We start from the raw sequence: 20,843 nt of genomic DNA on the forward strand, positions 1-20,843 counted from the left end.
CGGGCGGCCGGCTGCCGGTTCAGTGGAACAGGGTGGTGTAGATGCGGGCCTTGTAGATCTGCGCGCCCGGCCGGCTGCGGTCGCCCCCGGAGGAGAAGTGGACGGTGGATCCGCCCCAGACCGAGTCGTCGATGTCGGGGTCCGCCGTCCACATCGCCTGGCCGCGGGCGTGCCGGACGTAGGACTTCACGTACGGCATCCTCGCCACGATCCTGACGGCCCGCCTCGCCTTGTCGACCGAGTACACGTGGTGGCTGTCGGTGACCAGCAGGGTGCCGGGCCGGGCGTAGTCGGGCTGGATGTCGTGGCCGTTGCCGGCGATGGTGATGTCCGGGCCGTGCCGGTGCAGCCGTGCCGCGCGCAGGGTGCCCTCGACGCGGTAGGTGCGGATCACCTTGCCGCCGGTGACCCACAGCAGCGCGTTCTGGTCGTCCCACAGGACCGCGTGGGCCTTGGTGAAGGTGAGCGTCTGCACCTCCTTGAGGGTGGCGGGGTCGCTGCTGGAGGGGCCGAAGACGTGCAGCCGGTCGCGGGAGCCGGCCACGACCACCGTGCCGGCATGGGGCACTCGCTCGATGGAGTGCGGGTAGCTGGTGATCCGGGCGGTCCACAGCAGATCCGACCGGGTGAGGTGGTTCTTGGCGGTGACGTTGACGATGCCGGCCCGTCCCTCCCCGGGCTTGCCGAAGGTCATCAGCGCGATGGCCCCGTAGCGGCGTGTGTCGCGGAAGCGGACCTCGAACGGGTGGGTCCAGCCGGGGGCGTTGCCGGTGCTGAAGGACCATCTGACGTGGTGGTCGGTGAACGGGTCGTTGCGGTCGAAGACGAGGATCTGTCCGGTGCGCTGTTCGGTGACGGCGACCTTGTAGTCACCGGCCGCGGCGGCGACAGGCGCACCGGCGGTTCCCGGTTGCGGGCTCGACGGGTTCATCATCCTGTGCCTCCTGTGGTGTCTCGTGGGCTGCGGGGTGCGCGAGCTGTCGGGGTGTTTCCGTCGGGTGTTGTGCGTCCACTGCGCCACCTCCGTTCCTGTGTCGATGTCGCGGGGCGTCGTGGTGCGGGATGCGGGACCCCGGCCGGGAGGCCACCTCCGTGCCGGTCTCCCGGCCGGGGTCCGTGCACAGGGATCAGAAGGAGCCCGAGTTCAGCGCCTTCTGCAGCGCGCGGGTGGTGTCCGCGTCCCAGTCGCCGTCAGGCTTGGCCCCGAGGCGGGTCCGCAGGGCGGCGATGGTCTTCGGGCCGACGATCCCGTCCGCGGCGACCTTGAGGTAGCTCTGGAGGGCCTTGATGGTCAGCGGCCCGAAGGCGCCGTCGACCTCCAGACCGGCCCGGGTGCGGGTGTTGAGGGACCGCTGCAGCGCCGCGCAGGTGGCCGGACCGAACTCCCCGTCGACGTCGAGGGTGTCGTCGACCTGCAGGACGAGGGCCTTCGGCCGTATGGGCTTGTCTCGGCCGGCCAGGACGGCCTTCATCATCGCCGCCGAGTTCGGACCGTACTGGCCGTCCACGGTCAGCCGGTACTTGGCCTGGAAGTCCTTGACCGCCTTCTCGGTGGCCGGCCCGAAGTCACCGTCCACGACGAGCTTGGTCTTCAGCACCGTGTTGAGGTTCTTCTGCAGCGTCTTGACGGCGTTGCCCTTCGAGCCGCGCCGCAGGATGCCGTCACCGCTCGGCATCGGGGCACTGCCGCCCTTGTACGCGGGGCGGCCGTAGCCGACGATGCAGGACGAGTTGCGGCGCCTGCGCCGGAAGGCGTCGGAGGTGTTGCCCTCCAGGGTGGTGATGGTGCGGTTGGAGTGCACGGCCTCGACGATGCCGACGTGGTCGATGGCACCGATGGAGCGCGACCCGGACCAGTCGAAGAAGACGATGTCACCCGGGCGGATGCCGCCGATGCCGTAGTGCCAGCGTCCCTTCTTCTGGAAGTAGCGGGCGTGGGCGACGGTGTAGGCGAACTTGCCGCCCACCGCCGCCAGGTTGTCGGAGTGGGCCGCGGCGTAGCTGACGGCCATGTCGCACCACGGGCCGCGCATCCCGTACCAGCGGGTGACGATGTTGCTGTTCGAGCCGGGCGGGTTCTCCCGCACGCCGAGCAGCTTGCGGGCCGCGGTGAGCATTCCCTGGACGTTGCCCATGTCAGATCTCCATGTCTTCCGGGAGGGCCTGGACGTCGCCGTCGACGGCGACCGCGGGGTCCTGGCTGACGCCGTCCTGGCTCGGGTCGACGTCGAAGACCCCCGCGCCGCCGACCGGGTACGGCGACTGCTGTTCCTGGGTGGGCTGTGCCTGTGTGGGCTCGGTCATGAGCCGGTCCTCTCTCGGGTCGGATCGCGCCGGCCGCGGACTCCCGAGAGGGACCCGGCCGGCGGTGGGCGGCGCCGTCGCGGTGCCGCTCGACAACGAGTTCAGCGGGCCGAGCGTTGATAAGCAGCCGGCATTTGTGCAGGTGAACAATCCGCCGCACCCGAGGAGCCGCTTTGCGCAGGCCGGGGGCGGGTTCTACCGTGGCGGCACCGGGTTGTGTCGTCGGCGCACCGTCAGGGGGACGGGCGCCGGGGGAGCGCGGGACACGAACCGGCCGTGCGGGGGGCCCGGATCCACGGGGCCGCACGCGCACGGGGACCCGGGGAAACGGGATCCGGGGAAACGGGATCCGGGGAAACGGGATCCGGGGAAACGGGGACGGGGGAAGCGGGGACCCGGGGACGGGGGAAGCGGGGACCCGGAAAATCGGGACCCGGAAAATCGGGACCCGGGAAATCGGGGAAACGGGGAGGCAGGGGATGGGGCGCAAGGAGAAGCCGCTCGACCCGGACGCGGGTCCGGTGCAGCGGTTCGCGGCGGACTTACGGGCGCTGCGCGCCGAGGCGGGGCACCCGACCTATCGGGCGATGGCCCAGCGGACGGGGTACTCGGCCCCCGCCCTGTCGCAGGCGGCCGCCGGGGAGAAGCTGCCGACACTGGCGGTCACCCTCGCCTACGTGGCGGCGTGCGGCGGGGACACGGACGACTGGGAGAAACGCCGGCAGGCCGTCACCGACGAACTGACCGCCGTGCCCAGACAGGACGCCGACGCCGAGGAGTCGCCCTACCGCGGTCTGATGCGGTTCGAACCCGGCGACGCGGCAGTGTTCTTCGGGCGCGACCAGCTCGTCGAGAACCTGCTCGAAGTGGTGGGCACCCACCGCTGCACGGTGGTGCTCGGCCCCTCCGGCAGCGGCAAGTCCTCCCTGCTGCGCGCCGGCCTGGTCCCCCGGCTGCGCGAAGGCGCCGGACCGGAGGAACCCCTCGCCGCCATCCGCATCCTGACGCCCGGCCCGCACCCCGTGCGCACGCACGCCGAGCGACTGCGCCCCGCGGACAAGCCCGGGGACACGCTCGTACTGGTCGACCAGTTCGAGGAGGTGTTCACCCTCTGCCCGGACCCGGGCGAACGCGCCGAGTTCATCGACCTGCTCCTCACCTCCCGCGAGCCGGCCGGCCGGCTGCGGGTCGTCCTCGGCGTACGCGCGGACTTCTACGGCCGCTGCCTCGAACACCCGGAACTGGCACGGGTGACAGGGGAGACGGGCATACCGGTGGGACCGCCGAGCCGCGAGGAGCTGCGCGAGGTGATCGTGCGGCCGGCCACCGTCCGGGGACTGACCGTCGAACGGGCGCTGACCGCACAGCTCCTTGACGAGGTCACCGGCGAGCCGGGTGGTCTGCCCCTGCTGTCGCACGCGCTGCTGGAGACCTGGCGGCGCCGCACGGGCCGGATGCTCACACTCCGGGCCTACGAGGCCGTCGGCGGGGTCCAGGGCGCCGTCGCGCAGACGGCCGAGGAGCTGTACGGCGAACTCGACCCCGCCCAGGCGGCGTTGCTGCGGCGCGTCCTCCTCAGGCTGATCGCGCCCGGCGAGGGAACCGCGGACACCTGCCGCCCCGTCGACCGCGCGGAACTGCGCACGGCCGGCTCAGGCACCCCGGAGCGGACCGACGCCGTCCTCGAACGGCTGGCGCGGGCCCGGCTCGTCACCCTGGACGGCGACACCGTCCACCTCGCCCACGAGGCACTGATCACCTCCTGGCCCCGGCTGCGCGCCTGGATCGAGGAGGACCGGCACCGGCTGCACGCCCTGCGACGGCTGACCGAAGCGGCCCTGGCCTGGCGGGCGCTGGACCGGGACACCGGGGCCCTCTTCCGGGGCGCGCGACTGGCGGAGGCCGAGGAGATCTTCACCGGTGCCGACGCCGCGGCCGAACTCACGCCGGCGGAGGCCGAGTTCCTCACCGCAAGCCGCTCCGCCCTCGCCCGGGAACAACGCCGCCTGAAGGGCTGGGTCGCCTCCGTCTCGGTGCTGCTCGTGCTGGCCCTGGTCGCGGGTGTGGTCGCCTGGCAGCAGAACCGCGTCTCCGACCGCCGTCAGCTGGAGGCCGCCGCCGGCCGTGCCGCCACCGCAGCCGACACCCTGCGCTCCTCAGAGCCGGACCTCGCCCTCCGGCTCGCCGTGGCGGCCTGGCGGCTGCACCCCGCCCCCGAGACCCGGTCCGCCCTTCTGGGCGCCCTGGCCCACAACGAACTGCCCCCGTTCGCCCCGCGTCGAGCGGGCTCGGTGGCCGGATACGTGCTGGCCCCCGACGGCCGCACGCTCACCACCCTCCAGGGCCCCGGCGGAGTCGTCCGCTGGGACGTGCACACCCGTCGGCAGATCAGCACGCATCGGGCGCCGCCCAGTGAAGCCTTTCCGGGCGCCGTCAGCCCCGACGGCCGCTACGTGATCGTGGAAATGGTGGAGAGGGAACGCCTGCGGCTGTGGGACACCGAGGCGGAGCGCTTCCTGGGGCCATGGGTCGACGCGTCGGTCGATTGGGAGCCGATCGAGATGCCGCATGCGCTTCCGGGGCAGGGGCAGGGGCAGGGGGAGGGCGAGGACGGCGTCGTGGAGAGCGGTGCCGGGGAGAGCGGCGTTGAGGAGAGTGGTGCCCCCTCCGTCCCGGAGGACCAGAACGACGCGGGGACCGGCGAACTGGAGCTGGAGGCGGGTGGGTTCAGCGCCACCGCGTTCACCCCCACCTTCAGCACCAGTGGTCGCGCATGGGCGCTGCACCTGGCGGACCGGCTGCAGGTGTGGGACACGAGCGACGGCCACCGGCTGTTCAGCGGAACCCTGCCCGACGGAGAAGCGGCTGCCCACGACATCACTCCGGACAACCGGACCCTCGCCGTGTGCACGGCGCGTGGCCTGACTCTCTGGGATCTGCGCGTACAGCGCCGCCGGAACACCAGCCGGCCCCTGGAGCCCAAGTGCGGGCTGGACGACACCCTGCAGTTCTCACCGGACGGACGCGTCCTGACCGTGGCGAGCACGAACGGCATGCGGCGCTGGGACATCTCCACCGGCAAGAGACTGCCGGCCATCGACGACGTGGCCCTGGACCAGTACGTGATCAGCCAGGACGGGCGGTTCGTCGCAGGCGTGGGAGGGGGCGCGATCCTGCTGTGGCGTGCGGACCGCCCCGACGCCCCCGTCTTCCGCCACCCGCTGACCGACCTCGAACCACAGGACGTGAGATTCGACCTCCGGGCGGGCGTACTGCGCTACGTCGTACGCGGCACCCGCGACACCGGCACCGTCCGTGCCGTCGACATCAGCCGGGTGTTACGGCCCTCCTGGCGCGGGGACGAGGCCGGCGACGCCCTGCTCAGTGCCGACGGCAGCACGCTGGCCGTACTGCGGCGGGACGGCGACGAAGGACACCTCGCCCTGTACGCCACTGGCACCGGACGGCTGCTCTTTGACGTTCCGCGTGTCCCGATGCCCGACGAGGAGAGCCCGTGGGGCGGAGACCTGTCGCTGAGCGCGGACGGACGCAGGTTCGCCCTCGACCTGGGACTGACCTCGGTACTGGCGGACAGCACCCGCATCACTGTCTGGGACACGGTCGGGCGTCGCCGGCTGAGCACCGTGCCGCTGCCCGCCGACCGCCCCTGGAGCTTCGCGCTCAGTCCCGACGGCAGGGAACTGATCACCTCCGACGGTCTGGAACCCGCCCTCACCGTGTGGGACGCCGACAACGGCCGCAGGACGCGCCGCGTCGACGGCACGGCGGTCGCCGGGGAGCTCGGCGAGTTCGGCACCGTCAGCGCGATCTCCCCGGACGGTCGCACGCTGCTGCACGACGACGGAACCCTGCTCCCCACGGCCGGCCGCCCCGGAACGACGGCGAGGCTCGACGACAACCGTCTCGCGGCGTTCAGCCCGGACGGCGACACGGTGGCACTGCTCGACCTGAACGACCGCATCACTCTGTGGGACGTCAGGCACGGCACCTCCCTGGGTGTCCTGGCCGGCGACATCCTCCCGACCGGCCCGGCCGCGGGGGAGGAGGAGGCGACCACCGCGCTGGCCTTCTCCCCGGACGGTACGGTCCTGGTCGCGGCCGGCTCCCAGGGATCCCTGAGGATGTGGGACGTCCCCTCGCGCCGCCCCCTCGGCGCGGGCCTGCCCACCGCCGGCGACGACATCACCTCCCTCGCCTTCTCCCCGGACAGCGGCACCCTGTTCGCGGCCGGCCGCCATGTCCCCCTCCAGCGGTTCGCCGTCGACCCCGACCGCATGGCCGAAGCGGCGTGCCGCCGAGCCCGGGGAGGGCTGACACGGTCCCAGTGGCGCGCTTACCTGACGGGCGTGCCGTATCGGGAGGTGTGCGGCCAGGAGTGAATCGCTGTCGCTCCGGTCGCGTACGTGACCGAGCTCGTGCGGGACAGGACTGACAGGGCCGCCGCCGGGAATACGGGCTTCACCCTTCAGAGAGGAGCCTCTTCCATGCTTGGCATAGTCGCTGCGGTGCTGTTCTTCGTCTCGTTTCTGATCAACGCGGCCGAAATCAGCACCAATGATGCATTCTCTTCCACGAACGTGATGCTGCTGGGGCTGACCGCGCTGGCTCTGCACGTCGCCGGGATCGGGACCGGCTGGTCGCGCAGACGCTGACGCCACGCGGGTCTGGTGACGAACCGTCACCGGACCCGCACCACAGTGTCCTCGCAGCCGGCGGGTGCTTCAGGAACGTCGGCCTACGGGGCCGGGGGCGGGGTCACGGCTTCGTGGAAGCGCGCCGTTGCGTGCGGTGGTCGTAGTAGGCCCACGCGGTCACCGCCGCGCCGATGGCGAGTCCGACCGCCAGTGTCCGAACGACCCCGCTGGTCAGAGCGGCGACCAGACCGGTGAGCCCCGCCCCGCTCAGCATGATCACGCGGCTGACGAGACGCTTGTCGCTCGGCTGGGGATCCTCCCGGTCCTTGAGGTCGTGCACGGCGTCACGAGCGGGATGCCTGGAACCGCGACGGGCACGGGCGCGATAGGTCAGCCCGTAGGTGATCAGCGCGTAGAGCGCCAGAGCGCCGAGGGCCCAGAGCCAGACGTACGGGTCGTCACTGGCTCCCCGTGCCAGCTGCATGAGGTCCGTCCTTTCCGAGGGGCTGCACCAGTGCGCGGTGTCAACTGCCTTGGCTCTGTTGGTCCGTGCCCGGGTCGGCGGGACGGAAGCACGCCGTCACCGTCTTGCCGTGCCGCTGGCAGGTAGTCGCCCACTCGTCGGCGAGATGGTGCACGATGGCCACTCCTCGGCCTGAGGGCTCGCCCGCCTCCGGATCGCGCCGGCGCGGCAGCGACGGGTCCTCGTCATGGACGCTCACCTGCAGGCACTCGCCGTCCCAGGTGAGCACCAGCTGCGCGTCGCTGTGTGCGTGGATGTGCGCGTTGGTGATCAGCTCGGACACCGCCAGCACGATGGCGTCGACCTTGTCCGGCTCGGCAGCGCTCCACGGCAGGGTCTCAAGACGCCTGCGTGTCCACTCACGGCCGGCGCGCACTCCTTGGTTCATGGGGAACGAGTGCGCCCACCCCTTCGCCTTCACTGCCACTGCCCGACTTCCTCTCCTTCGTCCACACCATCACGTGCAGGCACCGTGTACCCAGACCCCCGGGGCAGCAGGCCTGTGTCGACGCGCCGGGCTTGCTCGATTTCTTCGGGGGCGGGGTGCACGGAGCTGTTCCGGCCGCTGTTCGACTGGGCTCTGACGGCCCATCAGCCGTCTGTTCCCGGCCCCCGGAACAGTTCGGGCGGCCTCCTTGGCAGCGAGCCGTCCCGGGGTTAACGTGCCTCGATCCCGTCCCGCTGAGCGCGTTCTTCCGACTGTCGATCGATCCATCGAGCTGCAGTGAGAGGACCATCATGCCCGCACGTCGTAGCGTGACGGCGACCGCCGCCCTGGCCGCCGCCGCACTCGTCTCCCCCCTGCTCCTGGCCGGGTCCGCCACCGCGGAAGCCCACCACACGAGCTGGGCCGGCCGGGGCGACGCACTGGCCAGAAAGCTCGTCAAGGAGGCCACGGCCAAGGACGCCTTCCGCCACCTCGGAGTGTTCCAGGCCATAGCCGACCGCAACGGCGACACCAGAGCGGCCGGTTCGAAGGGGCACCGGCAGTCGGCCGCCTACATCGAGGTGCTGCTCAAGGCAGCCGGCTACAAGATCTCCCGTCAGGAGTTCGACTTCGTCTACACCGACGAGATCGCCGAGACCCTCGCCGTCGTCTCGCCCCAGCCGCGCGACATCCCCGTCGAGCTGATGACGTACACCGTCAGCGGACCAGAGGGCGGCCTCACCGCGGACGTCGCGGTCACTCCCTTGGACGCCGACGGCACCCATGGCTGCGAGGCCGCCGACTTCGCAGGCGGCACCTTCACGGGCCGGATCGCCCTGATCAAGCGCGGTGGCTGCACCTTCGCCGTCAAGCAGGCCAACGCCCACGCCGCGGGCGCGGTCGGCGCCGTCATCTACAACAACACCGGAGGCGCGCTCAACGGCACGATAGGAGACGCCACCGCCGGCAGGATCCCCACCGGCGGCATCACCCAGGCGGACGGCGAGGCCCTGGCCGCCCAGGCCGCCCAGGGCCCGGTGAAGGTCACCCTCGACATCCGCGAACTGCACGAGAACCGCAAGACCTTCAACGTCGTGGCGGAGACCCGCGGCGGAAACGCGGCCGACACGGTCTTCCTCGGCGCGCACCTGGACTCGGTGCCCGAGGGCCCGGGCATCAACGACAACGGCTCCGGCTCGGCCGGCATCCTCCAGGTGGCGCTGGAGCTGGCCAAGTCGCAGTCCAAGGTCAAGAACAAGGTGAAGTTCGCCTGGTGGTCGGCTGAGGAGTTCGGACTGCTGGGCTCGGAGGCGTACGTCGCGTCGCTGACGGAGGAGCAGCGCAAGCAGATCAAGCTCTATCTGAACTTCGACATGATCGCCTCTCCGAACGCCGCCTACTTCGTCTTCGACGGGGACGACTCGGACGCGACCGGCGCCGGCCCTGGCCCCGAGGGCTCGGCCCAACTGGAGAAGGGCATCACCGACTTCCTCGACTCCAAGGGGATCCCGCACGAGGGCACCGACTTCACCGGCCGCTCCGACTACGGCCCGTTCATCGAGGTCGGCATCCCCGCCGGCGGCACCTTCACCGGCGCCGAGGGCATCAAGACCGAGGCGCAGGCCGCCAAGTACGGCGGACAGGCCGGTGTGGCGTACGACGTGAACTACCACGCCCCCGGTGACGACATCCGCAACATCGACATGCGGGCGCTCGACGTCAACGTGGATGTCATCGCCGACGCGGTCGGCCACTACGCGTACGACCTCGCCCCGCTCACCCGGCCGGTCGTCTCCGTCCCCACGGAGGGTGACGCCGGCAGCGGCGGCGGCCTGCACGAAGGCCACGAGCAGGTGACGCAGTAGCGGTATCTACAGGCGCGCGGTCCGGCCCCCCGCCTGGGGGCCGGACCGCGCGCGTCGGTCAGGAGCGTCGCGGGCGGGCGAAAGCCGAACGAGCCGACGGCGACCGGACTCTGTTCCCCGGGGCCTACTCGCCGGTATACAGGCGGTGTTGGGCCTGTGGGGCAGGAGTGAGTCCGGTTGCCGCGGTGTCGCGATGCTTCGTGCGCCGAGCCGGCCGGTCCCGTGCCGCGGGCTGTCCGGGCTTCAGGGGAGGAGCTTCATGAACCATCACACGCGTCCCGGTGGCGAGAGCCCGCGACGCCGCCGCACCGCGATGCTGGGCGCCGCACTGAGCGGTTGTGCGCTCGTCGCCGGTGTCGGCGCCCCGGCTCCCGCCCTGGCCGGGGAAGGGCACTCCCACCGTCCCGTCGACTATGTGGCACTCGGCGACTCATACACCTCAGGGCCGCTCATTCCGCGCCAGGTCGACGCCAACTGCGCCCGCTCGGACCACAATTACCCCTCGCTGGTGGCGGCCCAGTACAAGGTCGCCTCGTTCAAGGACGTCAGCTGCGGCGGGGCCAAGACCGACGAGATGTGGGTGGCGCAGGGGACCAACGGGCCCCAGCTGGACGCCCTGACACGTGGCACCGACCTGGTCACGCTGCAGATCGGCGGCAACGACATCGGGTTCGGCTCCATCATCAGCACCTGCGCCGCGCTCAGCTCCACGGACCTCACCGGCGACCCGTGCCGCCGCCACTACACGACCTCCGGGATCGACCGGCTCGCACTGAACATCGTCGAGACGGCGCCCGAGGTCGCCCGTGTGCTGCGCGCGGTGCACGAGCGGTCGCCGCACGCGCGCGTGGTGGTCGTCGGCTATCCCGCCCTCCTGCCCGACGACGGCAGCGGCTGCTACCCGTCGGTGCCGTTCGCCGCGAAGGACTTCCCCTACCTCCGGGACACGGGCAAGCGCCTGAACCAGATGCTGCGCCTGGTGGCGTGGCTGAACCGGGCCGAGTTCGCCGACACCTACGGTCCGTCCGTCGGGCACGACATGTGCAAGGCGCCCGCCGACCGCTGGGTCGAACCCCTGCGTCCGGCCGCACCCGCCGCTCCGGCTCACCCCAACGCCAGGGGCATGGAGATCATGGCGAACGTGGTCCTGGAGCGCCTGGACGAGAGGGCGGGACCTCGCTGACCGGCTGGTTCCCCTTCTGCCCAGGCGATCCCCCCGGGCCTGCTCGGGTCACCGTCTGAGGCGGAGACATTCTCGCTGGCCAGGTGCCCGGCCACTACTTCCAGCTGGTGCCTCCGGACATGAGGGGGGGGGACTGAAAGCGGGAGGTGACCCCGCTGGCGAGCCCACCGAGTAGCTGCTGCCGCGCCGTCGGACGCCGTGCTGCGCAGCGAGTGGCGTGAGTGGATGGCGACCGTCTCGGCCGGGTTGCCGGCGGGCAGGGCCTGCTGGATCCGGCCGCGGCGGAAGCTGTGGCCGGTGATGCGGCGGATGGCGGCGCGGGCCGCGCGCCGGGCGGTGCGCCAGGCAATGAGGATGGCGTTGGCCTCCTCGGCGGTGGGCGCGGCGTCGGTGTCCTGGGGCACGAGGACGTCGAGTTCCTCGCGGAGTGCGGGCACGAGGACGAACCGGGCGGTGTGGTACTTCGGCGCGGTCTTCCCGCCGCGGGTGCGGCAGGCGCTGCCGGCCGGGGCTTCGCACTTCGGACAGGCGTTCCGTTCCACCGCGATTGCGGCTTGACCGGGCGTCAGATCCACCCGGGAAGTCTGTCAGAACCGTCTCGCACAACGTGCAGGTTCGAGAGGGCTTCTGCGAACGGCGACCTGCGGATTCGTGATCGATTCTGGGGTTCTCGCAGCGCTCTCGCAACTGTCCATGTGTGAGAGACCGCGAAGCGCGGCTCCGTTTGCGAAGGGCCCGCAGCGACCGGAGCGCGGGGCAACACAACACGCGATGGACCTTACGCGAAAAAAGTTTCGCGTAAGCATTGACGCATATTCCGGGCGGAAGGGACGCTGGAGGTGCCCCTTCTCCCCGCTCCCGGAAGGAGCGAAGGCCATGAACTCTCCGCGCTCACCCCTCTCGCCCGTCACGGACGCCGGCGCCGCGCCCGGCCGTTCGCGTCTGCGGTCCCCGGTGGCCGCGGTGCTGGCCGACCGCCTCGATGACACCGCCGTGGTCGACGTCGCGGTCCGGCTCGCTTCCGCCCGCGGCGCACCGCTGCTGCTGATCGCCGTGATGCCCCCGCTGCCGCCGCGGGTGGCGCCCCGTCCGGACGGGGCGGCGGCCCGAGCCGTGATGGGGCGGGCGCTGCCGCGTGTGGCCCGCGCCGGCCTCGCCCATCAGCCGGCCGTCTATCACCGCCCCACGAGCCGCAAGGGGCGCCTGTGTGAGGCGAAGGGTCTGCTGGACGTGGCCGTCGCCCATGGCTGCTCGGTGATGGTGGTCTCGCGCAGCGGGCCGGCGGGGCTGGATGCGTGCACGGTGATGCAGGCGGCCGCGATCCGCAGCGGTCCGTTCGTGCACGCGGCCTCGCCGGTGCCCTGGGCTCCGCTGGCGGCCCCCTGCCCCTGAAGGTGCCGGTCGGGCGAAGGAAGCGGCCCCGGCACCGCCCCACGGGAGAGGGCGGCCGGGGCCGATGTCCCGCACCCTGGTGCGGCCATGTGCTGCCGGGCAGCGGTCAGGGGGCGGCGACGCGTTCGGTGTCGGCGGTGGGGGTGTCCTCGCGGTGCAGGAAGGTGGTCAGCAGGTCGCCGACGGGGTGGTCGGCCTCGGCCGGGTGGCGCAGGGCGACGGTGGGGTCGATGGTGTAGCGGTTGCGGCGCCCGACGCGGGTGCGGGTGAGGTATCCGGCCGCTTCGAGGTCGGCGACGATCAGCTGCACGGCGCGTTCGGTGATGCCGATCTGGTCGGCGACGTCGCGTCCGCGTGCTTCCGGGTCCCGGGCGAGGGCGATCAGGACGCGGGCGTGGTTCGTGAGGAACGTCCACTGGTCGCCGCGCGCGGCAGAGGGCTGGGTCATGACCTCCATCCTACGAAGCGGACTTCGTATGAACAAGATTCTTTCGCGAAACAGTATTGACGAAAAAGATTTCGCGTAACTCTTGACGGGAATCAGCGTGGCGGGTGACGCTGAACACACCCCCACCACTGGCTCCGACCCCCGGAAAGGGGGCCACGATGTCCGCCCCGCCCCTGACCCGTCCCGCCGCCTCCGGCACGCCCGTTCTGCCTGTCTCGCTGCCGCATCCGGTCACCGCGCTGGTGACAAACCGGCCCGAGGACATCGCTGTGGTGGACGCCGCGGTCCGCCTGGCCGCCCCCCGCAAGGCGCCGGTGCTGCTGGTGGCCGTGCTGCCCGCCGAGCGGCGGGTCCCCGGCCCGTACCGCGCGGGCCTGGACACGGCCCGGATGTTCCTGGCCCGGGTGCTGCCCCGACTGCGGTCCGCGGGTGTCGGCTATATCCCGGTCGCCCACCGCACCCCGGCCGACGGTGGCGGGCAGCCCAGGCTGCGGGCCGCGGGCGGGGTGCTGGCCCTGGCCGCCCGGCACCACTCGCCGCTGGTGGTCACCTCCAGCCGGGGCCCGGCCGGGCTGGACGCGCACAGCCTGATCGAAGCCTCCGCCGTACGCGGCGGCCCCTTCGTCTACGCCGTCGCCCCCACCCGGTCCGCCGTGCCCGTCGCCGGCGCCGGCCTGGGCGCGTCCGACCTGTCCCCGGCCGGGGTCCGCCGCGTGTGGACCCTAGCCCAGCGCCGCCTGCCCACCGCGGCCGCACGGCCGGTGGCCGGGGAGGCGTGATGGACGGCCTGACCGCGCTCGCCCCCTGGTGGCTGCTGGCGCTGGTCGACCTGGCCGTCGGCGGCGTGTGCATCGCCCTCGCGATGCGCCCGCGCCGCCGCACCACCCTCCGTAGACCGGCGTGAGCGGGAGGTGAACGCCTATGTGAAGCCCCGTCGGCGGCCCGGGCCCGGCTCTCCCTCCGCATGGCCGCCAGGGCCCGGCACCCGCCCCCTCCTTCTCCTTCCACCGTCTCTCCGTCTCCGTCCCAGGAAGCCGATCCACCATGAATGAACCGTCGTTCGCCGTCCCGCTGTGGGTGTGGGCCGCGGTCACCGTCGGCATCGGAGTGATGCTCGCCGTCGACCTGATCGCCCACCGCGACAACCACGTGATCGGCTTCCGCGAGGCCGCGATCTGGAGCTCGGTCTGGATCGCCATCGGCCTCGGCTTCGGCCTCATCCTGTGGGCCTGGCAGGGCGGGGACGCCTCCTCCACCTACTACGCCGGCTATCTGATCGAAAAGGCCCTGTCGATCGACAACGTCTTCGTGTTCGCGCTGGTCTTCTCGTTCTTCGCGGTGCCGGACGCCTACCAGCACAAGGTGCTGTTCTGGGGCGTGATCGGGGCGCTGGCCTTCCGGCTGGTGTTCATCTTCATCGGCGCCGAGCTGCTGCAGGTGTTCTTCTGGACCGCCTACCTCTTCGGTGCGTTCCTGATCTGGACCGGCTACAAGATGGCCGTCTCCAAGGACGAGGAAGTCCACCCCGACCGCAACCCCGTCGTCCGCCTGGTCAAGAAGCTCATCCCCACCGATCCCAAGTTCCACGGCGACAGGTTCTTCATCCGCGTCAGCGGCAAGCGCATCGCCACCCTGCTGTTCGTGGTCCTGGTCGCGATCGAGGCCACCGACCTCATCTTCGCCGTCGACTCCGTCGCCGCGGTCCTCGCGATCACCACCAACACCTTCGTCGTGTGGACCGCCAACGCCTTCGCCGTCCTCGGCCTGCGCAGCCTGTACTTCTGCCTCGCCGGACTCCTGCGCCGCTTCCAGTACCTGCACTACGGGCTCGCGGTGCTGCTCGCCTTCGCCGGCGTCAAGCTCATCCTGTCCGAGACCCCCGTCGGCAAGCTGCCCATTCCGCTCACCCTCGGCGTCATCGCCGTCACCATCACCGTCTCCATCGCCTGGTCCCTGATCGCCACCCGCGGCCAGATCGGCGACACCCCCACCGGCACCGGCCGTCCGGACGAGACCGCCGAACCCGCACCAGCTGCCGGACCCCGTCCCGCCCCCTCCTCCACGACCCCGCACCGCACGGAAGGGCCCCCGTCATGAACACCCTGACCCCCGGGCGGCACGTCCACGCCCCGCCTGCCGCACCCTCCACCGTCGCCGCCCGCACCTACACGCTCCCCGGCCGCCCGGCCGGCCGTGTGCTGGCCGTCCTCACCGGCGCCCGCGCCGACCAGGATGTTGCCCGGCACGCCGGGCAGCTCGCCGCCCGCACCGGGCAGAAGATCACTGCCGCCGTGGCCTTCCGCTCCACCGGCTTCAGCATCAACGCCCTGCTCCACCTCGCCCGACAGCGGCGCCTGCACCGTCAGGCCGACGCCGTCCTCGCCACCCACTCCGACGCCCTCACAGCGGCCGGCCACTACGAAAGCGCCGTCGTGGTGCTGTCGGCCCGCACCAACCCCTACCACCGCCTGCCCGCCCGCACCCTGGCCAGGCTGGCCGCCCGGACCGGCGCCGCCACCGTCATCACCTCCGTGCCCGTCCACCCGCCCGGCCCGCATCTCACCCCCAGCACGGCCACCGCAACCCGCACCGCCGATCCGCCCGTGCCGCGTCGTTGAACGCCACGAACGCGGGTGCGCAACCGCGGCAGCCCGGCTCCCCCGGCGGGCAACGCCCCAGCGCATTCGCCCTCTTCGGCCTCAAGAGGACGGACGCGGTCCGCACCGTGCACGGCCGCCGCACCTCACCTCTGCCCAGCCTCGTCGGTGTCGGCGGCGGCCGGGTCGCGCAGCGGGCGCAGGCCCCCGCCGGCCGGGACGGCGGCACGGAAGCTGTAGCGGCCCAGGCGGTTGCGGTCGCCGACCGCCACGCCGGCGGCACCGGCTTGGCGTCGATCTCATGCGGCAGCAGCGGCTCGACCTTCACCTTCCGCCGCGCCAGCGCAGGCAGCCGCCGCACCGCCTCCAGGATGCGCTTGCCGGCGGAGGCCGCCCCCAGCGCGGGCGACTCCCTCAGCAGCGACAAGAACGGGCGGACAGTGTTGCAGCGGGTGGCCAGCAGGCGCCGCATCTCCGCCTCGGCCTCCTCGTCCCCCGGCCCGATCATCTCCGCCAGCTCGGACGCGGGCCCGATCTCCGCGCGCGGGCCGATCTCCGTCTCCAGCGCCCGCCACATCGCGCCCGGATCGGAGTCCGTGCCGCTCTCGGCGATCAGATCCAGCTGCTCGCTCCACAGCCGGAACACCCCGTCGACCATGCGGAACGCCTTCACCACCCGCTGCCGGCCCGCCACCCACTCCCGGTCCGTCGCCCGCCGCGCGGCGCTGACCTGCAGGAACGTACGGAACTTCCGCCCCCACTCGCGATCCTCGACCTGGTGACAGCCGCAGGCGTCCCGAACCTCCCACGCGTGCTCGTACGCCTCTTCAGCCGCTCGGTGTACCGCTTCACACACGAGGCATCTTCCATGCCCAGGTGCTCGGCCAGGTACTCCACCACCGGCCACGGCACATCCAGCGGGTCCTCCAGGAACAGCCCCAGACAGCGGACCGTGCACATCTGAAGCGCGAACCCCAGACGATTGTGATCACTCCGCCGCTTTCCCGATCAGCTCCCGGTCCACGTCGTCGAGGTAGAAGAACCGCTCCAGCTCCGGACGGGTCGGCTCCTCCACGAACCGTCCGTACGCTGTGGCTGCTCATCAGTCAGAAATTCCACCGGCACGCGGCGGACGGCAACCCCACGCCGCACCGCTCATACGATCTTTCACCGAACCCCGGCAGCAGAGTGGATCACCGTGCTAGGCGACAAGATCGTTCTTGGCGCCAACCGCTGCTCCATTGTTCCCCGAGGCCGGACTTCGTGCAGACTCTCGGCATGCCCGTCTCCACCTGAAGGCGGACGAGTTCTCGGGGGCCGGTGGCCGATTCCAGGGGGCGCTACAGGGCCCGCGCGGCGTACAGCGCTCCGAGCGCCGCGGCGAGCGTTCCGAGCAGGAGCCGCAACCCGCGCTCGGGCAGGCGGTGTTGCAGCTGAGCGCCCAGGTAGCCGCCGACGAGCCCGCCCAGGCCGCAGACCACTCCTAGCGGCCAGTCGGGTGCGACGGGACCGGGACTCGCGGCGGCCAGCACTGCGTACGCGGCGGCCCCCGCGACAGACGTGGTGAAAGTCGCGGCGAGGGTGGCGGGCGCTATACGGGCTATGGCCATGCCGCGCGCGGCGAGGACGGGCCCGAGCAGGGACCCGCCTCCGATCCCGTAGACCCCGCCCACCACACCGACGGCCAGTGCCAGGACAGCGAGCGCGGGCGCCGACGGCTCGGCGGCACCGGGACGACGGCGAACCGGGCGCAGGGTGCGCAGGCACAGCCAGGTGCCGAGCGGCAGGAGGAGGGCGGCGACCAGGATCCGGAAGACGTCCGGGCCCGGCAGGGCGAAGACGCGGATGGCGGCACCGGCGACGACGCCGGGCAGTGTCCAGACGACGAGGCGCCGGGCCAGGCCGCCGCGCAGAGCGCCGTCGCGGCGGTACCGCCAGAGTGCGCCCGGCCCGGCCACCACATTGAACAGGAGATTCGTCGGCGTGACCGCGGGACTCGGCACGCCCAGGACGCTGAGTTGCACCGGGAGGAGGAAGACGGCTCCGGAGACACCGACCGGCGCGGTCACCAGCGAGATCAGCAGTCCGGCCGCCAGGCCGGCCAAGATTGTCCAGTCCACTGCCGTCCCGCCCCTCGATCGCCCGCACAGTATCGCCGCGTCGCACGCCGCAGGACGTGGAGGCAACGAGATGTTCATGAACGCCGGTGACCCTCACGCCGGCTGACGCCTGAGCGCTGACACCTCCGATGCCGGGATGTGGCGTGGGGCGCGTCCCTCGGCACCCGCCGATGCGCGATTTCGCTCGGCTCATGGCCCCGCAGAAGGTCCGGCACAACCGGCCTCGTGCGTGGCCGGCGATCCGCTTGTGGTGGCAGCCTCGCTCAGTTCAGCTTGTCCTTGCCTGCCACGGCTTCGGAGGCGGTCAGGTGGCGTTCAGGAGTCACTTACTCACGACGATCTCCTCCGCGTGTCTCTCGCGGAGGGCTCCGCGCTCCTCACCGAGACGGTGATCAGCCTGTGGATTCTCCGGCAACGAAGGCCGGGCGCAGGATGGGCGCCATGGCAGCGCTGGGCGCGACAGCGGATCCCGCGCTGGCTGACACTCCCGCGTCCGGTGGTCGTCCTGCGGGCCTGCCGGCAGGTCCAGGTGCAGGTCGCGGTCGAGGCGCTTGCACCCGCGCGGGAGCTGACCTCAACGGGCACCTCCGTACGGGGCGGTCGGCGTGGAGTCCGCGTTCGCGGTGGCTGCGACGTATGCGTCCGACCGCAACTCGAACACCCGCACCCGTCGGCCGCCCGTGGGACTGACCGCCTCACATGCCAGACGCATCCCCAGCTTGGTCATGATCCGTTCGGAGGCGACGTTGCCCACTTGGGCGATGCTGACGATCCGCTCCAGCCCCCGCTCCTCGAACCCGAACCGCACGGCGGCCGCAGCGGCCTCGGTGGCCAAGCCCTGCCCCCAGTGGGAACGTGCCAGCCGCCAGCCGACCTCGACCGCCGGCAGCACCTCCGGCAGGTAGGCCGGTACCGAGAGGCCGGTGAACCCGGCCAGCTCGCCGGTGGACCGGATCTCCACGGCGAACAGGCCGAAGCCCCGTGACTCCCACTCGCTCTCCCACCCCCGGATCCCGTCGCGGGTCTGCTGTTCGTCACGGACGCTGCCGTCACGGATCCACCGCATGACCTCGGGGTCGGCATTGACGGCAGCCATGGGAGCGACGTCGTCCTCGCGCCAACGACGCAGGATCAGACGGGGAGTCCGAAGCGTGACCATTCCAGCATTGTGGATCCCACGACCGCCTTCGGTCACCCTTCGCCAGGGACGGGCCTGCGCAGAGCAACTCGTCGTTTCCGCCGCCGCGGCCACTTCCCGACCACTCCCTCAGGACGGCGGGCACGAGGTTTCCCGCACGGTGGTGAACCGGTCTCGCGGACCGGGGATCACAGGCGGAGCCACTCCTTGCGGGCCCAGTCCCACACCGATTCCCAGCGGTCCTCCGTGAAGCCGCCCGTCCTGATGCACGACCAGAAGACGACGGTGCCGTCGGGGCGGACGAGGTAGAAGTCGCCCTCGTCCTCGCACAGGACGATCAGGTCGCGCGGGACACCCTGGTCCCAGGCGATGGCCGTGAGCTCCGGAAGGTACGTGTCTGCGCTCTCATCCGTGACGGTGACCGGCTCCAGGCGGGCGCGCTCGACGTCGCCGACATGGAGCAGGAACTCCCGCAGCCCGGCGGGCAGCTGGATGCCGTGTCCCTCTTCGATCTGCGCGAGGAGCTGCTCGTCGGGGAGCTCCGGCGGAACCTCGTCCGGCCAGTGTGTCTCCCGGATGTATTGCATGACCTCTTCCACAACTCTCCTCACACCGCTGCCGCGGACCCGCGAACACGGACCTCGGTGATCATTCTCGGGCCGGGGCCCCACGCATTCGCATCAGGGTTGCGGAACGGCCCCACGCTGCCGGCCCGCCCACCCCGCGCGGACTCAGGCCGACCGGTGAGGCGCCGTTGTCGGTGGCGTCTGCGACGATCCCCGCGATGTCATCGGGGGCAGCGCGTTGGGAGGGGTCATGTCCTTCGGTTACAAGACGTCTTGGATCGCGGTGGCGAACGCCGGGCCGGAGGAGGTGGCGGACGCCCTCGATCTGCGGCACCGGCGGACCATGGACTGGGCGGCGGGCACCGAGGCCGCCTATGACGAGGGGGTCTTCGTGGCCCGGCCCGTTCCGCACTGGACACTCGCCCACGGCCGGATTCATCTGCTGCCGGAGGCCGACATCACTCGCCCGAACTTCCCAGCACAGCTGACGGCGCTGGCCGCGCGGGTCGGTGACCTGCAGTTCTTCGCCACGGACCGCATCAGCGAGTACCACGCCTGGGCCAGGATCGACTCCGGAGAGCTGACGCGCGGCTATTGCTACATCGGCATGAGCGGTGAAGTCCCCCTGCGCCACGGGGAACCCACCGCCGTCGAGAGGGAGCTGGGCGTCGGACTCGTCGGGCGCGAGGAGGTCCGTCAGGACTGGGGGGACTCCGAGTGGGACGCCTGGCACGACGCCATGCCGCACGAACAGCATGTGCTGCGCATCGCCGCCGACTGGAGCGTGTGCCCCGCGGAGATCGCCGATGACAGCGTTGGCACGGCGGGAATCCACGGCTTCCCGCCGGGTGTCCGGCCCGGACGCCCGACCTGACCGCCACCCTCTGACAGCGGCGCCGGAACTCGCGGATCCGTTCACAGAGATCGCGACTCCTTGCACGATCCTCTCGCCGGTCGGACGGCGTCACTCGACGCGTGTTCGGATGACGACCAGGCCCGTCCGGGCGATTCATCGAGAGCATGGAAAGGGAGTCGGGAATGAGCGACCTGAGGAGCCGGCGTCCACTGCCGCACGAGTTTCACCCGCCGGTGCCCGAGCTGTCGGTCAGCAGCGAGGACCTGACAGACGGTGGGGCCTTGCCGGACGCGCATGTGTACGCGAAGGGGAACTCCTCGCCGCAGCTGAGCTGGTCGGCTGGACCGGAGGGTACCCGTGGCTACGCGGTCACCTGCTTCGACCCGGACGCGCCGACCGGCAGCGGATTCTGGCACTGGACGGTCTTCGACATCCCGGCGGATGTCACCGAACTGCCGGCCGGAGCCGGGACCGGTGATTCCGAGGGGCTCCCGGCGGGAGCCGTGCAGGCTCGGAACGACTACGGCACCAGGGACTTCGGCGGCGCCGCACCGCCGCCGGGAGACGGGCCGCACCGCTACGTGTTCACGGTGTACGCCGTGGACCGGGAGAAGCTCGGTCCCGATGCGGACGCGGCGCCGGCGCTCGTCGGCTTCCACCTCCGCTTCCACGCCATCGCCCGCGGTCAACTGATGGCCGAGTACGAGAACGTCGGGGAGTAGACGCCTCAGGTGCGAGAGGACTCGCTCCAGGTGGGTCTCTGCAATTC

At 71.6% G+C, this 20,843-nt stretch carries 20 protein-coding genes and 1 pseudogene; 11 read left to right on the plus strand and 10 right to left on the minus strand.

Translation table 11 applies throughout. The features are described 5' to 3' along the window. Positions 1-19 precede the first annotated feature (19 nt). The 3 genes from ACIGXJ_RS09095 to ACIGXJ_RS09105 all read right to left on the minus strand — a co-directional run bounded on the left by ACIGXJ_RS09095 (position 20) and on the right by ACIGXJ_RS09105 (position 2,304). Positions 20-934, minus strand: coding sequence for a hypothetical protein (locus ACIGXJ_RS09095; protein ID WP_399642683.1), 915 nt, complete (start codon positions 932-934; stop codon positions 20-22). Between the two features lie 193 nt (positions 935-1,127). Next, positions 1,128-2,135 (minus strand): peptidoglycan-binding protein, encoded by a 1,008-nt coding sequence (locus ACIGXJ_RS09100; RefSeq protein ID WP_399642684.1) that lies wholly within the window; start codon positions 2,133-2,135, stop codon positions 1,128-1,130. A gap of 1 nt (position 2,136) precedes the next feature. After that, positions 2,137-2,304 carry a hypothetical protein gene (locus ACIGXJ_RS09105; RefSeq protein WP_399642685.1) on the minus strand — a complete coding sequence of 56 codons (168 nt, stop codon included), beginning with the start codon at positions 2,302-2,304 and terminating at the stop codon, positions 2,137-2,139. Positions 2,305-2,783: 479 nt separating this feature from the next. On the opposite strand from ACIGXJ_RS09105, the gene ACIGXJ_RS09110 reads away from it, so the two are divergent. Together ACIGXJ_RS09110 and ACIGXJ_RS09115 are read left to right on the plus strand one after the other, a co-directional pair. Further along, entirely contained in the window at positions 2,784-6,704 is a 3,921-nt protein-coding gene (locus ACIGXJ_RS09110) for a hypothetical protein (RefSeq protein ID WP_399642686.1), read from the plus strand. A gap of 105 nt (positions 6,705-6,809) precedes the next feature. Then, on the plus strand, positions 6,810-6,977 hold the full coding sequence (locus tag ACIGXJ_RS09115) for a hypothetical protein (protein WP_399642687.1): 168 nt from the start codon (positions 6,810-6,812) through the stop codon (positions 6,975-6,977). Positions 6,978-7,080: 103 nt separating this feature from the next. Here ACIGXJ_RS09115 and ACIGXJ_RS09120 read toward each other — a convergent pair whose 3' ends face one another. Continuing rightward, positions 7,081-7,443: a hypothetical protein gene (locus tag ACIGXJ_RS09120; protein WP_399642688.1), complete on the minus strand. Its 363-nt coding sequence runs from the start codon at positions 7,441-7,443 to the stop codon at positions 7,081-7,083. A 40-nt stretch (positions 7,444-7,483) separates the two neighbouring features. Further along, positions 7,484-7,909: an ATP-binding protein gene (locus ACIGXJ_RS09125; RefSeq protein WP_399642689.1), complete on the minus strand. Its 426-nt coding sequence runs from the start codon at positions 7,907-7,909 to the stop codon at positions 7,484-7,486. A 311-nt stretch (positions 7,910-8,220) separates the two neighbouring features. On the opposite strand from ACIGXJ_RS09125, the gene ACIGXJ_RS09130 reads away from it, so the two are divergent. From ACIGXJ_RS09130 to ACIGXJ_RS09140, 3 genes are all read left to right on the plus strand, one after another. Further along, positions 8,221-9,774 (plus strand): M28 family metallopeptidase, encoded by a 1,554-nt coding sequence (locus ACIGXJ_RS09130; RefSeq protein WP_399642690.1) that lies wholly within the window; start codon positions 8,221-8,223, stop codon positions 9,772-9,774. Positions 9,775-10,033: 259 nt separating this feature from the next. Beyond that, the gene (locus ACIGXJ_RS09135) at positions 10,034-10,957 is read left to right on the plus strand and encodes an SGNH/GDSL hydrolase family protein (protein ID WP_399642691.1); all 924 of its coding nucleotides are present in this window, start codon (positions 10,034-10,036) and stop codon (positions 10,955-10,957) included. A gap of 876 nt (positions 10,958-11,833) precedes the next feature. After that, complete coding sequence (locus tag ACIGXJ_RS09140) at positions 11,834-12,349, plus strand: universal stress protein (protein WP_399642692.1); 516 nt, start codon at positions 11,834-11,836, stop codon at positions 12,347-12,349. A gap of 106 nt (positions 12,350-12,455) precedes the next feature. On the opposite strand, the gene ACIGXJ_RS09145 is transcribed toward ACIGXJ_RS09140, so the two are convergent. Further along, positions 12,456-12,797 carry a helix-turn-helix transcriptional regulator gene (locus ACIGXJ_RS09145; protein ID WP_399642693.1) on the minus strand — a complete coding sequence of 114 codons (342 nt, stop codon included), beginning with the start codon at positions 12,795-12,797 and terminating at the stop codon, positions 12,456-12,458. Between the two features lie 158 nt (positions 12,798-12,955). Here ACIGXJ_RS09145 and ACIGXJ_RS09150 point away from each other — a divergent pair, with 158 nt between their 5' ends. From ACIGXJ_RS09150 to ACIGXJ_RS09165, 4 genes are all read left to right on the plus strand, one after another. Beyond that, positions 12,956-13,576, plus strand: coding sequence for a universal stress protein (locus ACIGXJ_RS09150; RefSeq protein ID WP_399642694.1), 621 nt, complete (start codon positions 12,956-12,958; stop codon positions 13,574-13,576). Beyond that, positions 13,576-13,701: a hypothetical protein gene (locus ACIGXJ_RS09155; protein ID WP_399642695.1), complete on the plus strand. Its 126-nt coding sequence runs from the start codon at positions 13,576-13,578 to the stop codon at positions 13,699-13,701. Before ACIGXJ_RS09150 ends, ACIGXJ_RS09155 begins: the two co-directional genes overlap by 1 nt. Before the next feature lie 140 nt (positions 13,702-13,841). Beyond that, positions 13,842-14,894, plus strand: a complete 1,053-nt coding sequence (locus tag ACIGXJ_RS09160) for a TerC family protein (protein ID WP_399642696.1) — start codon at positions 13,842-13,844, stop codon at positions 14,892-14,894. Then, positions 14,891-15,415: a hypothetical protein gene (locus ACIGXJ_RS09165; RefSeq protein ID WP_399642697.1), complete on the plus strand. Its 525-nt coding sequence runs from the start codon at positions 14,891-14,893 to the stop codon at positions 15,413-15,415. The genes ACIGXJ_RS09160 and ACIGXJ_RS09165 overlap by 4 nt, the downstream gene beginning before the upstream one ends. A gap of 238 nt (positions 15,416-15,653) precedes the next feature. Here the strand turns inward: ACIGXJ_RS09165 and ACIGXJ_RS09170 are convergent. From ACIGXJ_RS09170 to ACIGXJ_RS09185, 4 genes and pseudogenes are all read right to left on the minus strand, one after another. Beyond that, positions 15,654-16,519, minus strand: a pseudogene (locus ACIGXJ_RS09170) (DUF4158 domain-containing protein); the annotation flags it as partial. 215 nt (positions 16,520-16,734) lie between these two features. After that, the gene (locus ACIGXJ_RS09175) at positions 16,735-17,514 is read right to left on the minus strand and encodes a TSUP family transporter (RefSeq protein ID WP_399642698.1); all 780 of its coding nucleotides are present in this window, start codon (positions 17,512-17,514) and stop codon (positions 16,735-16,737) included. A gap of 574 nt (positions 17,515-18,088) precedes the next feature. Continuing rightward, positions 18,089-18,673 (minus strand): GNAT family N-acetyltransferase, encoded by a 585-nt coding sequence (locus ACIGXJ_RS09180; RefSeq protein WP_399642699.1) that lies wholly within the window; start codon positions 18,671-18,673, stop codon positions 18,089-18,091. 167 nt (positions 18,674-18,840) lie between these two features. Continuing rightward, complete coding sequence (locus ACIGXJ_RS09185) at positions 18,841-19,239, minus strand: SMI1/KNR4 family protein (protein ID WP_399642700.1); 399 nt, start codon at positions 19,237-19,239, stop codon at positions 18,841-18,843. 229 nt (positions 19,240-19,468) lie between these two features. Between ACIGXJ_RS09185 and ACIGXJ_RS09190 the strand changes: the two genes are divergently transcribed. Next, entirely contained in the window at positions 19,469-20,092 is a 624-nt protein-coding gene (locus tag ACIGXJ_RS09190) for a hypothetical protein (RefSeq protein ID WP_399642701.1), read from the plus strand. Positions 20,093-20,256: 164 nt separating this feature from the next. Next, the gene (locus ACIGXJ_RS09195; RefSeq protein ID WP_399642702.1) at positions 20,257-20,796 is read left to right on the plus strand and encodes a YbhB/YbcL family Raf kinase inhibitor-like protein; all 540 of its coding nucleotides are present in this window, start codon (positions 20,257-20,259) and stop codon (positions 20,794-20,796) included. Positions 20,797-20,843: the final 47 nt, after the last annotated feature.

The sequence above is a fragment of the Streptomyces sp. NPDC053367 genome, assembly GCF_044545925.1.
Lineage (GTDB): Bacteria > Actinomycetota > Actinomycetes > Streptomycetales > Streptomycetaceae > Streptomyces.

Excerpts from the sequence above, each read along its gene's own strand:
- ACIGXJ_RS09110 (WP_399642686.1), top strand. The coding sequence starts at position 2,784 with ATGGGGCGCAAGGAGAAGCCGCTCGACCCGGACGCGGGTCCGGTGCAG.
- ACIGXJ_RS09150 (WP_399642694.1), top strand. The coding sequence starts at position 12,956 with ATGTCCGCCCCGCCCCTGACCCGTCCCGCCGCCTCCGGCACGCCCGTT.
- ACIGXJ_RS09165 (WP_399642697.1), top strand. The coding sequence starts at position 14,891 with ATGAACACCCTGACCCCCGGGCGGCACGTCCACGCCCCGCCTGCCGCA.
- ACIGXJ_RS09155 (WP_399642695.1), top strand. The coding sequence starts at position 13,576 with ATGGACGGCCTGACCGCGCTCGCCCCCTGGTGGCTGCTGGCGCTGGTC.
- ACIGXJ_RS09135 (WP_399642691.1), top strand. The coding sequence starts at position 10,034 with ATGAACCATCACACGCGTCCCGGTGGCGAGAGCCCGCGACGCCGCCGC.
- ACIGXJ_RS09145 (WP_399642693.1), bottom strand. The coding sequence starts at position 12,797 with ATGACCCAGCCCTCTGCCGCGCGCGGCGACCAGTGGACGTTCCTCACG.
- ACIGXJ_RS09180 (WP_399642699.1), bottom strand. The coding sequence starts at position 18,673 with ATGGTCACGCTTCGGACTCCCCGTCTGATCCTGCGTCGTTGGCGCGAG.
- ACIGXJ_RS09130 (WP_399642690.1), top strand. The coding sequence starts at position 8,221 with ATGCCCGCACGTCGTAGCGTGACGGCGACCGCCGCCCTGGCCGCCGCC.
- ACIGXJ_RS09115 (WP_399642687.1), top strand. The coding sequence starts at position 6,810 with ATGCTTGGCATAGTCGCTGCGGTGCTGTTCTTCGTCTCGTTTCTGATC.
- ACIGXJ_RS09120 (WP_399642688.1), bottom strand. The coding sequence starts at position 7,443 with ATGCAGCTGGCACGGGGAGCCAGTGACGACCCGTACGTCTGGCTCTGG.
- ACIGXJ_RS09190 (WP_399642701.1), top strand. The coding sequence starts at position 19,469 with ATGTCCTTCGGTTACAAGACGTCTTGGATCGCGGTGGCGAACGCCGGG.
- ACIGXJ_RS09095 (WP_399642683.1), bottom strand. The coding sequence starts at position 934 with ATGATGAACCCGTCGAGCCCGCAACCGGGAACCGCCGGTGCGCCTGTC.
- ACIGXJ_RS09185 (WP_399642700.1), bottom strand. The coding sequence starts at position 19,239 with ATGCAATACATCCGGGAGACACACTGGCCGGACGAGGTTCCGCCGGAG.
- ACIGXJ_RS09195 (WP_399642702.1), top strand. The coding sequence starts at position 20,257 with ATGAGCGACCTGAGGAGCCGGCGTCCACTGCCGCACGAGTTTCACCCG.
- ACIGXJ_RS09160 (WP_399642696.1), top strand. The coding sequence starts at position 13,842 with ATGAATGAACCGTCGTTCGCCGTCCCGCTGTGGGTGTGGGCCGCGGTC.
- ACIGXJ_RS09105 (WP_399642685.1), bottom strand. The coding sequence starts at position 2,304 with ATGACCGAGCCCACACAGGCACAGCCCACCCAGGAACAGCAGTCGCCG.
- ACIGXJ_RS09140 (WP_399642692.1), top strand. The coding sequence starts at position 11,834 with ATGAACTCTCCGCGCTCACCCCTCTCGCCCGTCACGGACGCCGGCGCC.
- ACIGXJ_RS09100 (WP_399642684.1), bottom strand. The coding sequence starts at position 2,135 with ATGGGCAACGTCCAGGGAATGCTCACCGCGGCCCGCAAGCTGCTCGGC.